The organism is Lysinibacillus sp. FSL K6-0102 (assembly GCF_038003545.1).
GTDB lineage: Bacteria > Bacillota > Bacilli > Bacillales_A > Planococcaceae > Lysinibacillus > Lysinibacillus capsici.
In genome coordinates, this window is sequence record NZ_JBBOPH010000001.1 from 3,760,131 (window position 1) to 3,778,246 (window position 18,116).

General features: G+C 37.5%; 19 protein-coding genes. 11 read left to right on the forward strand and 8 right to left on the reverse strand.

Annotated features, from left to right (window positions below; genetic code table 11):
- The first annotated feature begins 33 nt into the window (after positions 1-33).
- Entirely contained in the window at positions 34-1,374 is a 1,341-nt protein-coding gene (locus tag NYE73_RS19160) for a sodium-dependent transporter (RefSeq protein WP_066038171.1), read from the forward strand.
- A 78-nt stretch (positions 1,375-1,452) separates the two neighbouring features.
- Here NYE73_RS19160 and NYE73_RS19165 read toward each other — a convergent pair whose 3' ends face one another.
- Positions 1,453-1,713: a DUF1871 family protein gene (locus NYE73_RS19165; protein WP_083225414.1), complete on the reverse strand. Its 261-nt coding sequence runs from the start codon at positions 1,711-1,713 to the stop codon at positions 1,453-1,455.
- Between the two features lie 72 nt (positions 1,714-1,785).
- Here NYE73_RS19165 and NYE73_RS19170 point away from each other — a divergent pair, with 72 nt between their 5' ends.
- A complete protein-coding gene (locus tag NYE73_RS19170; protein ID WP_048394465.1) occupies positions 1,786-2,958 on the forward strand; it encodes a MalY/PatB family protein in 1,173 nt (390 codons plus the stop codon).
- Positions 2,959-3,068: 110 nt separating this feature from the next.
- Positions 3,069-4,496 carry a hypothetical protein gene (locus NYE73_RS19175; RefSeq protein WP_066038173.1) on the forward strand — a complete coding sequence of 476 codons (1,428 nt, stop codon included), beginning with the start codon at positions 3,069-3,071 and terminating at the stop codon, positions 4,494-4,496.
- A gap of 50 nt (positions 4,497-4,546) precedes the next feature.
- On the opposite strand, the gene NYE73_RS19180 is transcribed toward NYE73_RS19175, so the two are convergent.
- Positions 4,547-4,759, reverse strand: coding sequence for a hypothetical protein (locus NYE73_RS19180; RefSeq protein ID WP_066038174.1), 213 nt, complete (start codon positions 4,757-4,759; stop codon positions 4,547-4,549).
- A gap of 22 nt (positions 4,760-4,781) precedes the next feature.
- Positions 4,782-5,369: a peptidylprolyl isomerase gene (locus NYE73_RS19185; RefSeq protein WP_004228389.1), complete on the reverse strand. Its 588-nt coding sequence runs from the start codon at positions 5,367-5,369 to the stop codon at positions 4,782-4,784.
- Positions 5,370-5,606: 237 nt separating this feature from the next.
- Between NYE73_RS19185 and NYE73_RS19190 the strand changes: the two genes are divergently transcribed.
- Complete coding sequence (locus tag NYE73_RS19190; protein WP_066038175.1) at positions 5,607-7,457, forward strand: transglycosylase domain-containing protein; 1,851 nt, start codon at positions 5,607-5,609, stop codon at positions 7,455-7,457.
- A 345-nt stretch (positions 7,458-7,802) separates the two neighbouring features.
- Here the strand turns inward: NYE73_RS19190 and NYE73_RS19195 are convergent, their stop codons facing one another.
- A complete protein-coding gene (locus tag NYE73_RS19195; protein WP_066038176.1) occupies positions 7,803-8,366 on the reverse strand; it encodes a DUF5366 family protein in 564 nt (187 codons plus the stop codon).
- Positions 8,367-8,521: 155 nt separating this feature from the next.
- Here NYE73_RS19195 and NYE73_RS19200 point away from each other — a divergent pair, with 155 nt between their 5' ends.
- The 7 genes from NYE73_RS19200 to mnhG are packed head-to-tail and all read left to right on the forward strand — an operon-like array spanning position 8,522 to position 14,277.
- Positions 8,522-10,933, forward strand: a complete 2,412-nt coding sequence (locus NYE73_RS19200; protein WP_083225415.1) for a Na+/H+ antiporter subunit A — start codon at positions 8,522-8,524, stop codon at positions 10,931-10,933.
- Positions 10,920-11,342 carry a Na(+)/H(+) antiporter subunit B gene (locus NYE73_RS19205; protein ID WP_004228380.1) on the forward strand — a complete coding sequence of 141 codons (423 nt, stop codon included), beginning with the start codon at positions 10,920-10,922 and terminating at the stop codon, positions 11,340-11,342. Before NYE73_RS19200 ends, NYE73_RS19205 begins: the two co-directional genes overlap by 14 nt.
- A complete protein-coding gene (locus NYE73_RS19210) occupies positions 11,342-11,683 on the forward strand; it encodes a Na(+)/H(+) antiporter subunit C (protein ID WP_004228379.1) in 342 nt (113 codons plus the stop codon). The genes NYE73_RS19205 and NYE73_RS19210 overlap by 1 nt, the downstream gene beginning before the upstream one ends.
- Positions 11,676-13,163: a Na+/H+ antiporter subunit D gene (locus NYE73_RS19215; protein WP_311198645.1), complete on the forward strand. Its 1,488-nt coding sequence runs from the start codon at positions 11,676-11,678 to the stop codon at positions 13,161-13,163. Before NYE73_RS19210 ends, NYE73_RS19215 begins: the two co-directional genes overlap by 8 nt.
- Positions 13,164-13,167: 4 nt before the next feature.
- Complete coding sequence (locus NYE73_RS19220; RefSeq protein WP_048394455.1) at positions 13,168-13,647, forward strand: Na+/H+ antiporter subunit E; 480 nt, start codon at positions 13,168-13,170, stop codon at positions 13,645-13,647.
- Positions 13,644-13,925, forward strand: a complete 282-nt coding sequence (locus tag NYE73_RS19225; protein WP_004228375.1) for a Na(+)/H(+) antiporter subunit F1 — start codon at positions 13,644-13,646, stop codon at positions 13,923-13,925. The genes NYE73_RS19220 and NYE73_RS19225 overlap by 4 nt, the downstream gene beginning before the upstream one ends.
- Positions 13,909-14,277, forward strand: coding sequence for a monovalent cation/H(+) antiporter subunit G (gene mnhG, locus NYE73_RS19230; protein WP_004228373.1), 369 nt, complete (start codon positions 13,909-13,911; stop codon positions 14,275-14,277). The genes NYE73_RS19225 and mnhG overlap by 17 nt, the downstream gene beginning before the upstream one ends.
- A gap of 44 nt (positions 14,278-14,321) precedes the next feature.
- Here mnhG and cysC read toward each other — a convergent pair whose 3' ends face one another.
- The 4 genes from cysC to NYE73_RS19250 all read right to left on the reverse strand — a co-directional run bounded on the left by cysC (position 14,322) and on the right by NYE73_RS19250 (position 17,900).
- Positions 14,322-14,915, reverse strand: a complete 594-nt coding sequence (cysC, locus tag NYE73_RS19235; protein WP_048394453.1) for an adenylyl-sulfate kinase — start codon at positions 14,913-14,915, stop codon at positions 14,322-14,324.
- Entirely contained in the window at positions 14,912-16,051 is a 1,140-nt protein-coding gene (gene sat, locus NYE73_RS19240; RefSeq protein ID WP_259949583.1) for a sulfate adenylyltransferase, read from the reverse strand. Before sat ends, cysC begins: the two co-directional genes overlap by 4 nt.
- A 70-nt stretch (positions 16,052-16,121) precedes the next feature.
- Positions 16,122-17,186 carry an inorganic phosphate transporter gene (locus NYE73_RS19245; protein WP_259949585.1) on the reverse strand — a complete coding sequence of 355 codons (1,065 nt, stop codon included), beginning with the start codon at positions 17,184-17,186 and terminating at the stop codon, positions 16,122-16,124.
- A gap of 12 nt (positions 17,187-17,198) precedes the next feature.
- Positions 17,199-17,900: a phosphoadenylyl-sulfate reductase gene (locus NYE73_RS19250; protein WP_054549431.1), complete on the reverse strand. Its 702-nt coding sequence runs from the start codon at positions 17,898-17,900 to the stop codon at positions 17,199-17,201.
- Positions 17,901-18,116: the final 216 nt, after the last annotated feature.

Here is an 18,116-nt window from a genome sequence, read left to right on the forward strand (position 1 = left end):
AATAATACTTTAGTATAAGGAGGATTTATTTTCGTGTCATCGAGGGATCAATTTACAACAAAAATTGGGTTTATTTTAGCTGCCGCAGGAAGTGCTATAGGTTTAGGAGCCATTTGGAAATTCCCCTATATGGCGGGTACGAATGGCGGTAGTGTCTTTATTTTATTATTTATTTTATGTACTTTCTTTATTGGCTTACCCGTCCTCATTGCTGAGTTCATGATAGGTCGTCGAGGTCAAAAGGATGCCGTCACTTCCTTTAAGGAACAAGCACCAGGAAAGCCATGGTATTTGATTGGCTGGGGCGGTATGGTAATTGCAGGCCTTATCTTATCATTCTACAGCGTTGTTGGTGGATGGATTTTAAGCTACTTAGGTCGTGCCTTTACATTTAAGCTAACGAATGCTGGCTCTGACATCAACTACGCTGATTTATTTGGCGATATTATTTCAAGCCCTTTCGAAGCAGTACTTGTACAGGGACTATTTATGTTATTAACAGTAGTCATTGTGTCAGCAGGTATTAAGGGCGGAATTGAAAAAGCCAGCACATGGATGATGCCTCTCCTCTTTATTTTCTTTATTGTCCTAGTTATTCGCTCTTTAACTTTAGACGGGGCTATGGAAGGCGTTAAATTTATGTTTGTACCTGATTGGTCCTATTTAAATGCTGAAACATTTTTAATGGCCTTAGGACAAGCTTTCTTCTCATTAAGTGTAGGTATTGCGGTTATGATTACATATGCTTCCTATTTATCTAAAACAGAGAAGATTGGTAACTCTGCGATTAATGTAGCATCTATGAATATCATTATCTCTTTACTTGCAGGACTTGTTATTTTCCCAGCAGTATTTGCGCTTGGTTATACGCCTGATCAAGGGCCAGGCTTAGTATTCATTATTTTGCCAGCTGTATTCGAGCAGTTACCTCTTGGTGGCTTATTCTTAACTATTTTCTTCATTCTATTGCTTTTTGCTACAGTCACTTCTTCCATTTCCATGTTAGAAATAGTCGTGGCAATCGCTATTGGTGATAAACCAGAAAAACGTAGAAAAATTGCTTGGATTGGTGGAATCGTTATTTTCCTCTTTGGTATTCCAAGTGCCCTTTCATTTGGCATATTAGCAGATGTAAAAATAGTAGATCGCTCTATTTTTGACTTTGTTGATTTTATGACTAATAGCATCGGAATGCCGATTGGAGCTTTGTTGATTTCAATTTTTGCAGGTTATTATTATACAAGGGATATTTCACGTAAAGAATTAGCTGCGTCTAGCTTCATGTTTAATATTTGGTACATTTTAATTCGCTACGTCTCCCCACTCGCCATTTTTATTATTTTCATTCAGGGGATTTTGCCTTTATTTAAATAAGTACTAGCCTCAATGATGCATTAAAAAAGAGGTTGTCCATTGACAACCCCTTTTTTTATAAGGAATATGCAAAATATTTTAAATAATACATTTCGCTTCAAATTTAATGGCAATTAGTTTGTAAGAAATGGCTACACAATCTTCAAACGGTATCCATTGCTCAAACGAATGCTCATATGTTTCTTGAATAACTTTTGCAAGTGTTGATGGATCATCAATCCCTTGCAATGCTGCAACTACATCTGCTGTTTCTGTATCATAATGGGCTGGACCTAAGTGGAATGGATCCCACTCCTCTAGCAGATGGACAGCTGCTTGATTCATTTTTATATTTTCCAAAATACTCACCTATTATCCTTTGATCATACTCGTATGATACCATAGTAAAAAAAAAAGAAAAGAGTGATTTGCTTGTCTATTTTTGATCAAACTATCAAACGTCGATGTACAAACTCTGTAAAATGGGACGCAATGGAAAAGGTTTATGGCCTAAACGATGCCTCAGATATCTTACCAATGTGGGTAGCCGATATGGATTTTCCTGCTCCAATAGCCGTTTCAAAGGCTTTACAACAACATGCTGAACATACTATTTTTGGCTATAGTTATATGAGTGAAGAAGCGATACAATCCATTGTAGACTGGCAAAGTACTCGCCATGACTGGCACATAGAGAAAGAAGCCATCCTATTCTGTAATGGTGTTGTGGCTGCATTAGCTAACAGCATTGTTGCCCTAACTAACCCTGGGGACAAAGTACTCATTTCACCTCCAGTTTATCCGCCATTCTTTAACATACCAAAAAGTAATGGTCGTGAAGTTGTGAGTTGCCCCTTAATTGAAAAAGACGGATTGTTTGTCTATGATTTTGAAGCCTTCGAGCAATCTTTAGCCCAAGATGTGAAAGCCTACATACTATGTAACCCGCATAATCCAGGAGGCTATGTATGGGATGAAGCTACTTTAAAGGAAATTGTACGACTTTGTGCTAAATATGATGTCATCATTATTTCTGATGAAATCCATGCTGATTTAATGATTAATGGGGATAAACATATTCCTTTAGCTAAAGTTGCAGGTGATGAAATCAATCGCATTGTTACGTGTATGGCTCCTACTAAAACATTTAACTTAGCAGGAATTCAGGTTTCATATATGATCGTAACAGATAAGAAAAAACGCTTGAAGCTTGAGGCCATCAATATGGCAAGTGGTCAAGGCTCATTAAATACATTTGCCTCTGTTGCCCTTCATGCTGCATACACAGAAGGGGCTCCTTGGTTAGATGAATTACTTCCTTATATTTCTGCCAACATGGATTATGTGAAAACGGAGTTAGAGCAGATTCCAGGTATTCGTGTTACGATTCCTCAATCCACTTATTTAATCTGGATTGATTACCGAGAACTAGCGCTTGAAGAGAAGGAGATCATGAACCGCTTACTTGAAATCGGAAAGCTTGCTCTAGAACCAGGGACAAAATACGGAGAAGAAGGTCGTGGCTTCCTACGTATGAATGTTGCTTGTTCATTTGATACTGTGAAAGATGGAGTCGAGCGTTTTAAAAAGGTCTTTGCGCAATAAAATGGTTGAAAGGATATCTCTCTCCTTAGAGCTATCCTTTTTCTATGTTTAAAAACAAAATTTTGTGGAAAAGGTTCTTATCAATCGGATTTATACAGAGGTGATTTTACATGGACATTGTCCCATTAACGATTAAACGTGCTTATATGACATTCCTATTTCCCTTCGCCTATTCCGAAAAAAATCGTCAAAAAATCAGTGATATACTACTAAACGAGGGCTTTTCCTTTTTCACCTTAAACAATACATCTCTTGAAGACGCTTTTTATGGTGATATGACGATTATACATGAGGAACTTGCCCAATTTTTCTATCCTTTTTTGGAGGATAAATTATTTCCAAACGAAATGAATAACCCTGACTTTATTCGTTTTTCGAAAGCTTTTTATACACAAGGCACCTTACATCTGCAAGAAAGTCAAATCAATTATGATTACGAAGTGATGAGTATTGATGTGACATTATGTCCTTTTGGGAATGGGATTATAACAGTCAGAACAAATATTACAGATCAATCGCATGATCTAAGTGATATCTTAAATTTTATCCACTATTTTAGAGTATTAGAGGCTAAACTACGAGAGGAAAAAGGTGCAAGTCATCATTTTTCATTTGGTCATTGTTCTTCTACGAGTGAATTATTATTTAAGTATTTTATACCTTATTTAAAACCCTTTCTATTACATCAACAAGACCATAGCTATGAAGGCTTACCTTTCTTTGAAGATGAGAGAATGTTTGCCTCAGCTTATTTAATTGCAGAGGAAGAAGCTAAAATTATACCTGAGCATTTATTTCGCTTAGGACAAGTAGACGGTAGGACACCTGCTGGCAAACCCTTTATTTCTAGCACTAATCCTTCATATATCTCTAATTATGTACAAGAGCATGCCCATACACGCTGGGCTCCTAACAGTTATATTATCACCTCCTCACAAGCACAAATAACGATTACAAATAGGCCGTTTGCCAAATGTACACATAGTATTCAAGAATTTATGGGTACGCACTATTACAATTTGTTCATTCATTATTTTTATAAAATGATGCTCTTAAAGCTTTCCTATGAGTATAGTGAAATAAAGTGGGGCAAAGATAAACAGGTTGTCAATGAACTAATCGAGCTGATTACAAAGTTTTCTGCACGCTATTATTTTGAAGAAGTCATCGTACGAACAGAAGGCAGAGAAATTGCTCAATTGCTACGAAAGTACTTCCGTATAAATGAACATTATGTAGAAACCAAAGAAACATTGAATAGTTTGTATCGAACACAGGAAGATCAATCCGATAATCGAAGTAATAATTTACTATTTATTTTAACAGTCTTTACGGTGGTATCGGGTATTTATGGGATGAACTTAGTCATTGAAGGCTGGAAAGATAGCAGTGATTTCGATAGCATCGGTAGTTATACACTCTTTGAATGGGTAGCCTTTATTACTGCATTGAGTGGGATTGGCTTGTCACTTGTACTGGTTTGTTTCACTGCCATCAAGGCCCTGCAAAATACTATTCGACGCTTTAAAAAAAATTGATACAATAAAAAAGAATCTGCTCGCCCTCTGTGGCAAGCAGATTCTTTTTATTAGACATTCTGTTGATTGTTTGTGTTTTTCTTTTCTGCTAAAATACGTGCTTCAATTTCTTTTGATTTTAATTCTTGTTTCTTAGAAATTTTTCTGAAAAGCGTAAACACGATAATACATAAAATAAGCATAATTAAAAATTCAAATGCTGCTGGAATATAACCTGATTTGTCTTCTGGGAAATATAAAAATTGATACATAAAGTTCTGCATGTTCTACACGTCCTTATACGTATTATTCAAAGACTGTAATTGACTCAATTTTCACATCTTCTAATGGTTTGTCACGGAAATCTTTTTCCACATCTGCAATTTTATCCACAATGTCCATACCTTCTACTACATGACCGAATACTGTGTGTTTATGGTCTAACCAAGGTGTACCACCGTTTTGAGCATAAGCTTCGATGATCTCTTCAGGGAAGCCCGCCCCTTGTAATTGACGAAGCATATCACTTGGAAGGTGCTTCATTTGTACAATAAAGAATTGAGAACCATTTGTGTTTGGTCCTGCATTTGCCATTGAAAGCGCTCCACGTAGGTTAAACAATTGCTCTGAGAACTCATCTTCAAAGGAATTACCCCAAATTGATTCTCCGCCCATACCAGTACCAGTTGGGTCGCCACCTTGAATCATGAAGTCTTGAATAACACGGTGGAAAATAATGCCGTTATAGTAGCCTGATTTAGCATGACCTAAAAAATTCTCAACCGTTTTCGGTGCGTGCTCAGGGAATAATTTAATTTTGATAGCACCTAATGTTGTGTTCATTTCTACAAGCACTTCGCCTGCTTGTACGTCTGTTGTTAACTGTGGAAACATGGAAGTCTCTCCTTTAATGATAAATTTCAGTTTCAATGAAAAAGATGCCCTTGCACCTTTTCTGACCTCATTTTAGTCTAACATACTTCCTACTGGTTTTCTCCCTCTAAGTATTGACGATTTTTGCACTTTTACTATTCATGTTTAAAACTATGTAAATAGGTCTGAGCGAGTATTTGGAATCAATCCAAAATATGTTATTCTGATGAAGGATTTATAGAAAGAGTGGAGGCACACATGAAAAAGGCTTTTGGTTTTTTTATTATCGTTCTATCCCTTCCTGCTTTATGGTGGATTAGCACAAACATTAAAACAGAAATCAATATTGCACAAGCACATGAGGAACAAATGACTAATGCAATACATTTACCCGAGGTAGAGGCCCAACTACCTGTTACACTTATTGATCGAAATGGGCAAACATTTAGTGAGGAATATGTCGAATGGCGGCAGCCACTAAGTTTACAAGAAATTCCACAAATTGCCCAGGAAATATTCATTACCAGTGAGGATGCTGATTTTTATACGCATATTGGCTTTGATTTAAGTGCTATTATTCGTGCAGTTGTAGCCAATTCAAATAGCAACACAACCTCTCAAGGTGGTAGTACAATTACGCAGCAGCTTGTTCGGATGCGTTATTTATCCGAAGAAAAAACATATGAACGTAAATTAACAGAGCTTTTTTATGCCTATGAATTAGAAAAAGAATTTGATAAAGAAGCCATTTTAACGATGTACCTAAATGAGTCCTATTTCAGCAATCAAGTTTATGGCATTGGCGGAGCAGCCACCTATTATTTTCAAAAGCCACTCCAAGAATTATCCATCGCTGAAATAGCTTTCATTGCTGCCATCCCAAATAACCCTTCCCTTTATAATCCTTTAAAGAATTATGATCAAACTAAAGCAAGGCAGGAGCGTTTGTTAGATACCCTTGCAGCAAATGGGGCTATTACAGAGGGAGAGGCAAAAAACTATAAGGCTGATGCCATTACATTAAATGTGAAAGATAAAATTCAAAGTTATCCAATGTATAGCACTTATGTTCTTCAAGAGCTAAAATGGCTTATTGCAGAAAAAGAAAGTTATGCGGATCGACTAAGCTCTACAGATAATGAGGAAGAAAAGAAAAAAATTAAAGCACAATTAGACATTCGACTCAATACATTATTTCAAAATGGACTCATCATTCACACAGCACTTGATCCTACTAAACAGCAACATGATGAGGAAAAAATGTCAGCTATTTTAGGTACTAGCCCATGGCAAGCTGCAGGTGCAGCCATAGAAAACCAATCAAGAGAAATAGTCAGTCTGTATGCAGGAAAGAACTATGAAAAATTTGATTTCCATCGTGCATTCCAAGGAACACGTCAGCCTGGTTCAGCTTTTAAGCCTCTGGCAGTCTATGCTCCATTCTTCGAAACAACATCTCATACACCTGATTCGATTGTCAATGGTGGGCGTTATTGTGTGGGCTCGTTTTGCCCACAAAACTATGGGGGCTATACGTATGGTGATGTGTCAATTCGTACTGCTTTTCGACATAGCTATAATACATCTGCACTTCGTCTCTTTCAAACCGTTGGCGTCGAGACAGCCTTTCATTACCTTAATCGCTTTCACTTCCGCTCGATTGTAGAGAAAGATTATAATTATGCTGCATCATTAGGAGGACTAACCTATGGTGTAACAGCATTAGAACTAGCAGATGCTTATACTAGCTTTATTGATGGCTCTTATGTACTTGCACATAGTATTCGAAAAGTCACAGCATTAGATGGAACAGAGCTTTATAGTTGGGATACACAGCGTGATCAAATTTGGTCTCCTAAAACAGTAAAATACATGCGTGAACTCCTTGCAGATGTTGTAGCAAACGGTACGGGTCAAGGTGTCTATAGTAATAGCAGCTACGTTGGTGCAAAAACAGGGACAACGAATGACTATCGTGACTACTGGCTTGCTGGACTCAATAATGAATATACTGCTGCTGTATGGCTAGGGTATGATAAACCTCAATCGATGCAGCAATTAGAAGAGTACAAAATTCATCACCAATTATTTAACGTGTTGCTTGAGTAGTGAAACATGCAAAAGGTAGTAGTCGCTAAGACTACTACCTTTTTAAAGTGTTAAAAAACAAAACCATCAATTAAATTTTTATTAAAGATGTAAATGGTTTTCCGTTACAGGCTACTTGCTTTCCTGTGGACGAGCGCCGAGCCGCTTCCTCCGCTCCGTACAGGGGCTCGCCTGTCTCACTATCCATGGGATTTAACGTCACAGAGGAGACCCTGGAGCGAATGTAAAGGAGTGAAGCGGCTCATCGAACGCCCCCTGGAAAGGACGCTGGCGGAGCGGAAATCAACCCCTCGCCTTTCAAACTCTCTTTTTCTACTATTAACATCACCATTTTAATAGTATGTATTAATTTGCAAACGGCAAACTTGCCAAAATGCCATTATATAGCTTTAATACGACATAAATAACTAATGTTAAAAGAATCGTCCACATAAAAAGCTCAAAGATTAATAGACCGATTGTGCCGCCCATTGATATAAAATGACTCATTTTATAAATCAGATAAATAAAGTAGGTAAATATCGTTATGACGAAAATACCTATTAAAACATAAATAAATTGGATGGCAAATGCAGAACACATAGCACCTACAAATAAGATAATATAGCCACCTCGAGCCTGACTAACTGTGGCTCCTTCGTTGTCCTTTGAAAAGAACAGCATTCCTACTTCATGAATGGTTTCGCCTACTAGTTTAAGGGCAGAAAATAACATAAAAAAAACAATGGCAAAGACGATGAGAAGAAATACACGTAACTCAAAATCTGATAAAAACTCTCGCATTCCTGAATACACACCGATGGCTTGAAAAATCTGTAAAGATTTTCCAACAGCATGCATCCCAAATGTCAAACTAAACAATAAAATTGTAATTAATGGTAGATAACCATAGATATATGGGTTCTTCATAAAAAATTTTTTTCCTCTATTTTTATTGATAACTTCCTATTTATAATATAACGAAAATTCTCCAACGACCGCAAGCTAAATCCCAATAGTACATATGCATTCCCAATTAAAGTACGTTATAATTGATTTACTTACCTGCATAAAGGAGGGTTTTTTTGTTACAAGTACTTTATATTTTTATTCCAATGCTTGTTGCAATATTAGTGCCATTATTATATAAACGCATGAATAATATTCACACAGGTTGGTTTGTTCTTGCTGTACCTGTTACGCTTGCTATTATTTATACAACATATATTGCTCAAGTTGCTAAAGGTGAAGTATTTACTGCAGAGCTACCTTGGATTCCATCGCTTGATATTTCCATCATCTCATATTTAGATGGACTTAGCTTATTATTCTCATTACTCATTACTGGAATTGGCTCGTTAGTTGTGCTTTACTCCATTTTTTACTTAGATAAACATAAAGAAAAATTACATAACTTTTATGTTTACTTACTGTTATTTATGTCAGCCATGCTGGGAGTAGTACAGTCAGATCATTTAATTACTCTCTATTTCTTCTGGGAGCTAACATCCATATCATCATTTTTACTCATCGGCTATTGGTATAATCGGGATGCCTCACGCTTCGGTGCATTAAAGTCTATGATGATTACAGTTGGCGGCGGTTTAATGATGTTAGGTGGCTTCGTTCTTCTTTATTTAATGGGAGGAACCTACTCGATTCGAGAATTGATAGTCATGGCACCAAATTTAGTAGACCAACCTTTATTCACTTGGTCACTTGTCCTATTACTCTTGGGAGCATTTACAAAATCCGCGCAATTCCCATTCTACATTTGGTTACCAGATGCCATGGAGGCGCCAACACCAGTAAGTGCATACCTTCACTCAGCTACAATGGTCAAAGCAGGTATCTATTTAGTTGCACGATTTACGCCGATATTTGCAGCCTCTGAACTTTGGGTGTGGCTTGTAACAGGTGTAGGTATCTTAACTTTATTCTGGGGTTCCTTCTTTGCAGTGAAGCAAACTGATTTAAAAGGTATTCTAGCATTCTCTACAGTCAGTCAGCTTGGACTTATTATGTCACTACTCGGGGCAAGTGCTGTTGCTTTTCATGCAAATGGCTCAATCGATACCATAAAATTTGCTGCATTTGCTGCCATTTTCCACCTTATTAATCATGCAACATTTAAAGGCAGTCTCTTCATGATTGCAGGCATTGTGGATCATGAAACTGGAACTCGAGATATTCGTAAACTCGGTGGTTTAATGAGTATTATGCCAATTAGTTTTACTGTGGCTGCAATAGGAAGTTTATCAATGGCTGGTCTTCCACCATTTAATGGGTTCTTAAGTAAAGAAATGTTTTTAACAGCCATGCTTGCACTTCAAAAGTTTGAATTCTTCGGCTTTGAAACATGGGGAGCACTCTTCCCTATTGTTGCGTGGATTGCTAGTATTTTTACATTTATCTATAGTTTCTATTTTGTTTTCCGAACATTTAATGGGAATTACAAACCAGAGCAGTTACCTCATAAACCACATGAGGCGCCGATTGGTATGCTAATTTCTCCTATTCTTTTAGCAACTTTAGTTGTGACAATCTTCTTTATTCCAAACTTTATCGGTAATACCTTTGTAAAACCAGCCGTTCAAGCAATACAGCCATTTTTGTATGATTCACCTCAAGCTGTTGATATTCATGTATCTGCTTGGCATGGCATCACCCCAGAGTTACTGATGACCATTGGAATTATAATAGTTGGGGTATTGTTATTTGTTGCCTTACCAAAATGGCAAGGGATGTATCAACGATTCCCGCAAGCGTTAACATTAAACAATGCCTATGACAAAATCATGCAGGGATTAGATGTTGGCTTAAATCGTATTTCCCGACGCTATATGACAGGTTCTATGCGTCACTATTTACTCTATATGTTTAGCGGAATAACTATTATTGTTATCGGCTCTCTATTCGTGAAAGATGCATTTAGTATTTCATTCCAAGGAGCCTCGCCAATTAATTTGTATGAAATTATCTTGATCGTAGTTTTATTAATTGGTACTGCCATCACCATCTTGGCCAAATCACGTTTAACAGCCATTATTGGGCTTGGTACTGTAGGCTATACAGTAGCCTTATTCTTTGTCATTTTTAACGCACCTGATTTAGCGCTGACACAGCTCGTTATAGAAACGATTTCAGTAGCACTATTTTTATTAGCATTTTACCATTTACCTAAGCTTGGTAAACGCGAGGAGCGAATGAGGTTCCAGTTAAATCGTGCCATTATTTCCATTGCAGTTGGTGTGATGGTAACACTTGTTGCGCTATCAGCTCATTCCCAAAAACTAATTCCCTCTATTGCTAAGTACTACGAAGAAACCGTCTATTCATTAGCTGGTGGCGGAAATATTGTAAACGTAATTTTAGTAGACTATCGTGGTTTCGATACATTGTTTGAAATTACAGTACTCGGCATAGCTGGCATGGCCATCTTAGCTATGATTAAGTTACGTATGAATAGAAAGGAGAACACTCATGAAAACAAATGATGTGATAATACAATTTACAGCTAAAATTGTATTTTTCATTATTTTCTTCTTCTCCATTCATATTTTTTTAGCTGGTCACTATACACCTGGTGGAGGCTTTGTTGGAGGTCTGTTAACATCAAGTGCACTTGTTCTTTTAGTGTTAGCCTATGATATCAACACAGTCCGCCATATTCTACCTATTAATTACACATATTTAACAGCCATTGGCTTACTATTAGCCCTTGCTACTGCGGCATACCCAATGTTTGTGGGCAAACCGTTTTTCACACATTTCTTTGATTATTTCGATTTACCGCTTCTAGGCAAACAGTCATTACACACGGCTATGCTTTTTGATAGCGGGGTCTATTTGGTTGTTGTCGGCGTTACGATGACCATTATTCAAACGATTGGAGAGGATGAATAATGGAAATAATTATGGCCTTTGTGATCGGCTTTCTTTTTATGGCAGCGGTCTATTTAATCTTATCAAAAAGTTTATTGCGCATTATTATTGGAACAGGTCTGTTAAGTCATGGTGCTCATCTACTCATCTTAACAATGGGTGGTCTTGGTGGTGAAGCTCCACCTGTCTTAAACGAAGGAGCCAAAACATTTGCTGATCCCTTACCCCAAGCACTTATTTTAACTGCAATTGTTATAAGCTTTGGGGTGACAGCATTCTTCCTTGTACTTGCCTACCGTTCCTATCAAGAGCTTAACACGGATGATATTAGCTTAATGAGAGGAAGTGATGAGGATGAATAACTTCCTACTATTACCCATTATCATCCCGTTTTTCTTCGGTATGATTTTAATGTTTGGACAAAAAAATCTAACTTATCAGCGATCATTTTCATTACTTGGGATTGGACTAGCCCTCCTCTCTGCCCTTTCACTGCTTTTAACAGTGAAAGAAGATGGTATTCAAAAGGTCACATTTGGAAATTGGCCTGTTCCTTACGGTATTACAATGGTATCTGATATGGTGTCTGCATTGCTCGTTACAACGACATTGCTTATTGCACTATTTGTTGTTTGGTATGGCTTCGGTTCTATCACGAAGGAACGCGAACGCTTCTTTTATTACCCTGGTATTATGTTTATTTTAACTGGGGTCAATGGTGCCTTTACAACAGGTGATATTTTTAACTTATTTGTGTTCTTTGAAGTATTGTTAATGGCTTCCTATTTACTCATCGTTTTAGGTGGTGAGAAGGGGCAACTGAAAGGGTCAATTAAATATATTTTAATTAATATTATTTCTTCGGCCTTATTTGTTATAACCGTGGCCTATTTATATTCTGTAGTAGGGACATTAAATATGGCTGATATTGCGGTAAAAATTGCTGAAATTAATCAACCAGGGATTATTACTGTTATTGCCGTACTATTTTTAATGGTATTTGGACTAAAAGCAGCTATTTTCCCATTATACTTTTGGCTTCCTACTTCGTATGCAGCAGCCCCGATCCCTGTCTTAACTCTATTTGGCGCTCTGCTCACAAAGGTTGGGGTCTATGCCATTACACGTACCTACACACTATTTTTTGTACATGATTTATCCTATACACATGATTTACTAATGGCATTAGCTATTGCAACAATTGTGGCTGGTTGTATTGGAGCACTCGCTTATTTTGATGTAAAGCTCATTATTATCTATAACATTGTCATTGCAGTAGGTGTCATTTTATTTGGTGTCTCTCAAATGAATGAGGCCTCTTTAAAAGGAGCGATGTTTTATTTAATTCACGATATGCTGATTAAGGCAGCACTCTTTATGTTAATCGGCATTGTCATCTACATTACTGGTACATCTGACTTGCGTAAAATGGGTGGACTTATGAAAAAATACCCTGCACTGGGTTGGTGTTATTTAATAGCAGCTTTTAGCTTAGCTGGAATTCCACCACTTAGCGGGTTTGTTGGAAAGCTGTTAATTGTTCAGGGAGGCTTTGAGGCTGGAAGTATGTGGAGTAGTATTTTCATTTTAGCATCTTCACTGCTTGTTCTACTATCCGTGATTCGTATTTTCCTCTATGCCTTTTGGGGTGAGGAAAAAGAAACACAAGGTACCGTCGACAAATCTACCTATAAAATGCTGTTTATGCCTACTGCCTTGTTAGTACTTATTACGGTCGCATATGGTGTGGGTTCTGAATGGATTACGCCATTTATGGATGATGCTGCAAAACTATTAAATGATCCATCTATCTATATAGATGCTGTGATGAAGGAGGATTAGCACTATGGCATTTCAAATGATTTTAAATTTTGTACTTGCCTTTGTCTGGATGTTCCTTTCCTCTAATTACACAGCAACTGGTTTTATCATAGGATTCATGATGGGGATACTTTTACTTATTCTTATGCGGAGGTTTTTCAAATCCCGTCTTTATGTCTATCGATTATGGGCCCTGCTAAAATTAACGTTGTTGTTCTTTAAAGAATTAATTTTAGCAAATGTTCAAGTGTTAAAAGTAGTGTTGAAGCCTAAACTTGACATGCAACCAGCCTTTTTTGCTTATCCAACTGTTTTAACACAAGACTGGGAAATTACGTTATTATCAAGTCTTATTACTTTAACGCCAGGAACAGTTGTAGTGCATGTTTCGGATGATGCGAAAACTTTGTATGTACATGCAATTGATATTAACGATGTGGATGAAGCCATTGCTTCCATTCGAGATTCATTTGAAAAAGCAATTTTGGAGGTGAGTAAATCATGACAACATTTATTATTGCTGTAATCGTAGTGATTTGCTTATCTATGATAGCGGTCATTTATCGAATGGTAAAAGGTCCTTCCGCATCCGATCGTGTTGTAGCTTTGGATTCACTTGGTGTTTCACTCATTTCCCTAATCGGACTATTTTCGATTTTAGTGGAAACAAGCTTCTTTCTTGAAATCATTTTATTGCTAGCAATTTTATCGTTTATCGGTACGATGGCTTTCTCTAAATTCATAGAGAAAGGAGATATCATCAAACGTGACAATTCTCGCTAATAGTTTAGTTATCTTTTTCATTACTGTTGGAGTACTCTTTATTGTCGTGACAGCTATTGGACTTGTCCGCTTACCTGATTTGTATACACGTGCACATGCCGCGTCAAAAAGTGCAACACTTGGCGTCATGTGTGTACTAATTGGTGTATTCTTTCACTTTTGGCTCATTGAAGATCATTTCAACCCTCGTATTTTATTGGGGATACTCTTCCTCTTTATTACTGGTCCTGTTGGCGGACACATTATGACACGTTCTTCCTATATTGCTGGTGTTAAGCCTTGGAAAGGTACCGTACGTGATGAACTAGGTCCTGAAATTGACAGAATGAAAAAGGAACAAGGTGTAAAATAAACGTAAAAATCTGCCCGATTACTAAATCGAGCAGATTTTTTTAGTTAAATATATCCCTTGGCAGTTAAAATATTTGTCAGTTGCTCCACACATTCTTCAATGGAATGCTGTTCTGTATCCAAAATAACTTCTGGGTTAATCGGTTCTTCATATGGAGCGCTAATCCCTGTAAAATTAGCAATTTCAGCATTCCTTGCTTTTTTATACAAACCTTTAGGATCTCTTTTTTCACATGTTTCTACTGAACACTTTACAAAGACCTCTAAAAATTCACCATCCTCTACAAGTTCACGGACTACCTGACGATCTTCTCGATAAGGTGAAATAAAAGCCGTTAGCACAATTTGACCGCTCTCTATAAATAACTTTGAGACTTCACCTATTCGACGAATATTTTCTTTGCGCCCTGCCTCATCGAATCCTAAGTCACTATTTAAGCCATGACGCACATTATCACCATCTAATACGAAGGCTTGATTGCTCCTTTCAAATAATCGTCGGGCAAATGCATTGGCCACTGATGATTTCCCTGAAGCAGATAAACCCGTAAACCATAAAATAAAGCTTTGATGTTTATTTTTTGAACGGCGTTCTTCTTTTGTAATGGAGGCTTCATGCCAAACAATGTTTGAACTCATTTCACTACCTCCTTACTCATGCCTTTAATTAAAATGTCTACGACTTCTTTACGACTGAATGTACTTGGTGGTACTTCTCCATTTCGTAGCATCTCACGAACCTTCGTTCCTGATAGAATGACATGGGCAGAGCTATCATGTGGACACGTCTTTGTCGTCGCCATGCCTTCACATTGCTGGCAATAAAAGCTATGCTCAAATTTCAGTGGGACAATTGCTAATTCATCTTCAGTAAACTGTTCAAAAATCTTTTGTGCATCATATGTGCCATAATAATCACCAACACCTGCATGATCACGACCAACAATAAAATGAGTACAGCCATAATTTTTTCTAACAAGTGCATGGAAAATAGCTTCCTTTGGTCCTGCATACCGCATAGCGGCTGGAAAAATACCTAATTGTACACGACTTTCAGGATAATAGTTTTTTAATAAAACCTCATAGCTCTCCATACGTATAGCAGCTGACACATCATCTGACTTTGTTTCACCCACAAGTGGATTTAGAAATAACCCATCAATCGTTTCAAGTGCTGCCTTTTGAATATATTCATGCGCCCTATGGACTGGATTACGTGTTTGGAAGCCAACAATAGTTTTCCATCCCTTGTCAGCAAATAATTGTCGCGTTTCTATTGGATCAAATGAATAAGCAGGGAACTTTTGTGTAAGACGTTTAATTAACGTAATTTTCCCTCCAACATAAATGGCAGGACGATCAAAAAGCTTTTGAACGCCCGGATGTGCTAAATCCTCTGTTCCATAGACAAGTAAAGCCTCTTTCCGTTTATTCGGCTCATAAATATCTGCTACTTCAATAACGCCATATACTTCATCACCATAAACCAGCTTCACCTCGTCACCAGGCTGTAAAATGGACGCTTTCTCTTTTGTAACAGGTAATGTAATCGGAATACTCCATACTACACCTGATGCTAAACGACTTTGTGCCACGACTGACTCATAGTCTACTTGTGTTAAAAAACCTTCAATTGGGCTATACCCCCCTATAGCAATTAGCTCTAAATCACTCAACGAAATTGCATCCAACTCAATTTCCTTATGAATAGTTGTGATTTTTTTTTCCGGATTAAATGCTTGCACAAGTAGTCCACCATGTGGTTGTAGACTCATAAAAATCTCCTCCTAATTCTAGTAAAATACTAAGTTTTGTAGTCAAAAGATAGTGATGATATGATTCAATTTAAATGCCTTCCCCTGCATCATAGATAGACTGCTCTTCTTCACGCATCGTACGCATCAGACTAATGACCCCTAGCGTCCCAACAATAATGCTGCCATTTAAAATAATGGCATAAAGGTCTTTTTCTAAAAATAACTGCACTAAAAAATAAGAAATGACTAATGAAAAGATGGGTGATACAACCCAAATACGTATAATTTTTTTCACAATATGCTTATGGAAGATTTGCTTTCCGTTTTTCGCCATCCCCATCCCAATGATGGATGAAGAAGTGACTTGTGTTAAGGGTACTGGAAGCCCAAAAATTGAGCTTACGCCAACAAGCAGTGCACCTGTACTTGAAATGAGAATGCCCTCTGCCTTTTGAAAGCGCACTATTTTTTTACCGTTTGTTTCAAGCACTCGTTTACCAAGTAGCAGAGCACCTATTGCGACAAATGCACCGCCAAGCACAATGCCCGTTGTCACATCCATCATTCCTGCTCCCACCAAAGGTCCAACTGCATTGGCAACATTATTCATCCCCGCTGAAAATGCTTCGCAAAATCCTGCTAAAACGAGAAGAACAGTTAAAATTGGCCGATCTTTCAGCAACCCTGTGTTTTGTAACTTATATAATAACTTTCCACATACAAGAGCAATGACAAAGGCAACAAGCGGTACAATCACCCAAAATGATATAATGACAAGCAGCGAATTGACGAATAGTACTTTATAGGCAATTCCTACACCCACGACAGCACCCACTGTTACTTCACTCGTTGATAAGGGAATGCCTAAAAGATTGGCGAAAAATAACGAGCTTGTCGCAGAAATCAAGATAATGATGACAACCTTTACCGTAATATATTCCTGGGGCATAATGCCTGAGCTTATCGTTTTAACTACCTCTCCTCCGCCTAATACAGCTCCACTGTAGACGCCTATCGCGCATAAAAGCAATGCTTGCCACGCTTTTTTGATGGCACCTGCCCCATAAGCAACACCCATTGAGGCTGCTGCACCGCTTGCTCCTATGTTCATCGCAAAAAATAAACTAATAGCTATTGCAAAATATTCAAGCATGGCAGAACTCCTTTATTCATGTAACCCGCACTCGGTTTTACCAGAACCTTGCCATCTACCTGAACGTAAATCCTCCATTGTAAATGCTGGTTTCGTACAATGCTCACAGCCGATGCTTGGATAGCCTTGATCGTGTAACGGATTATATGGCAAACTGTGCTTTGAAACATAACGCCAGACATCCTTCCAAGTCCAATGAATCAATGGACAAACTTTAATCGATTTAAATTTATCGTCACGATTTAAAAAGTTTGTTTGTTGACGTGTTGGTGATTGCTCACGACGTAAACCTGATATCCAAGCCTTTTTACCTGATAAGGCTTCGTGTAAAGGTTTTATCTTACGAATATCACAGCACTTATTTGGGTTGGTTTTCCATAGTTCGTCACCATGTTGTGTAGCTTGTTGCTCAAGTGTAAGGGTTGGCTTTTTCATGACAATGTTGAGTTGTGGATATTTTTCTTTGACTTTATGAATGGTTTCATATGTTTCTTTAAAGTGTACATCTGTATCTAAAAATACAATCGTAGCGTTAGGCTTTACCTTTGAAATGAGATCAATTAAGACAATGCCCTCAATACCAAAGCTACATGCATAGACGATTTCATCTCCATATTCTTGATAGCTCCACTGTAAAACCTCTAGTGCAGCCTTATACATATCATCAACCTGAAAATCAATGATCGGTTCTTGCCAATTTTCGTAAGTTAACATCGAATCCCCCTCATAGCAAAAAAGGCGTTCTAACAAAAGACATAGGAAAAACAGGTCTTTGTTAAAACGCCTCTAGTTTGACTAGCCAGCTCTATATTTAATGATTGTTCACTAGTAGTTGTTACCTCGTACTACAATCATTCTTCTTATTACCAAATATATACTAAAGTACACCAAGCAGTCAACTAGGTTTTTTAAATATCTTTTCCATACACC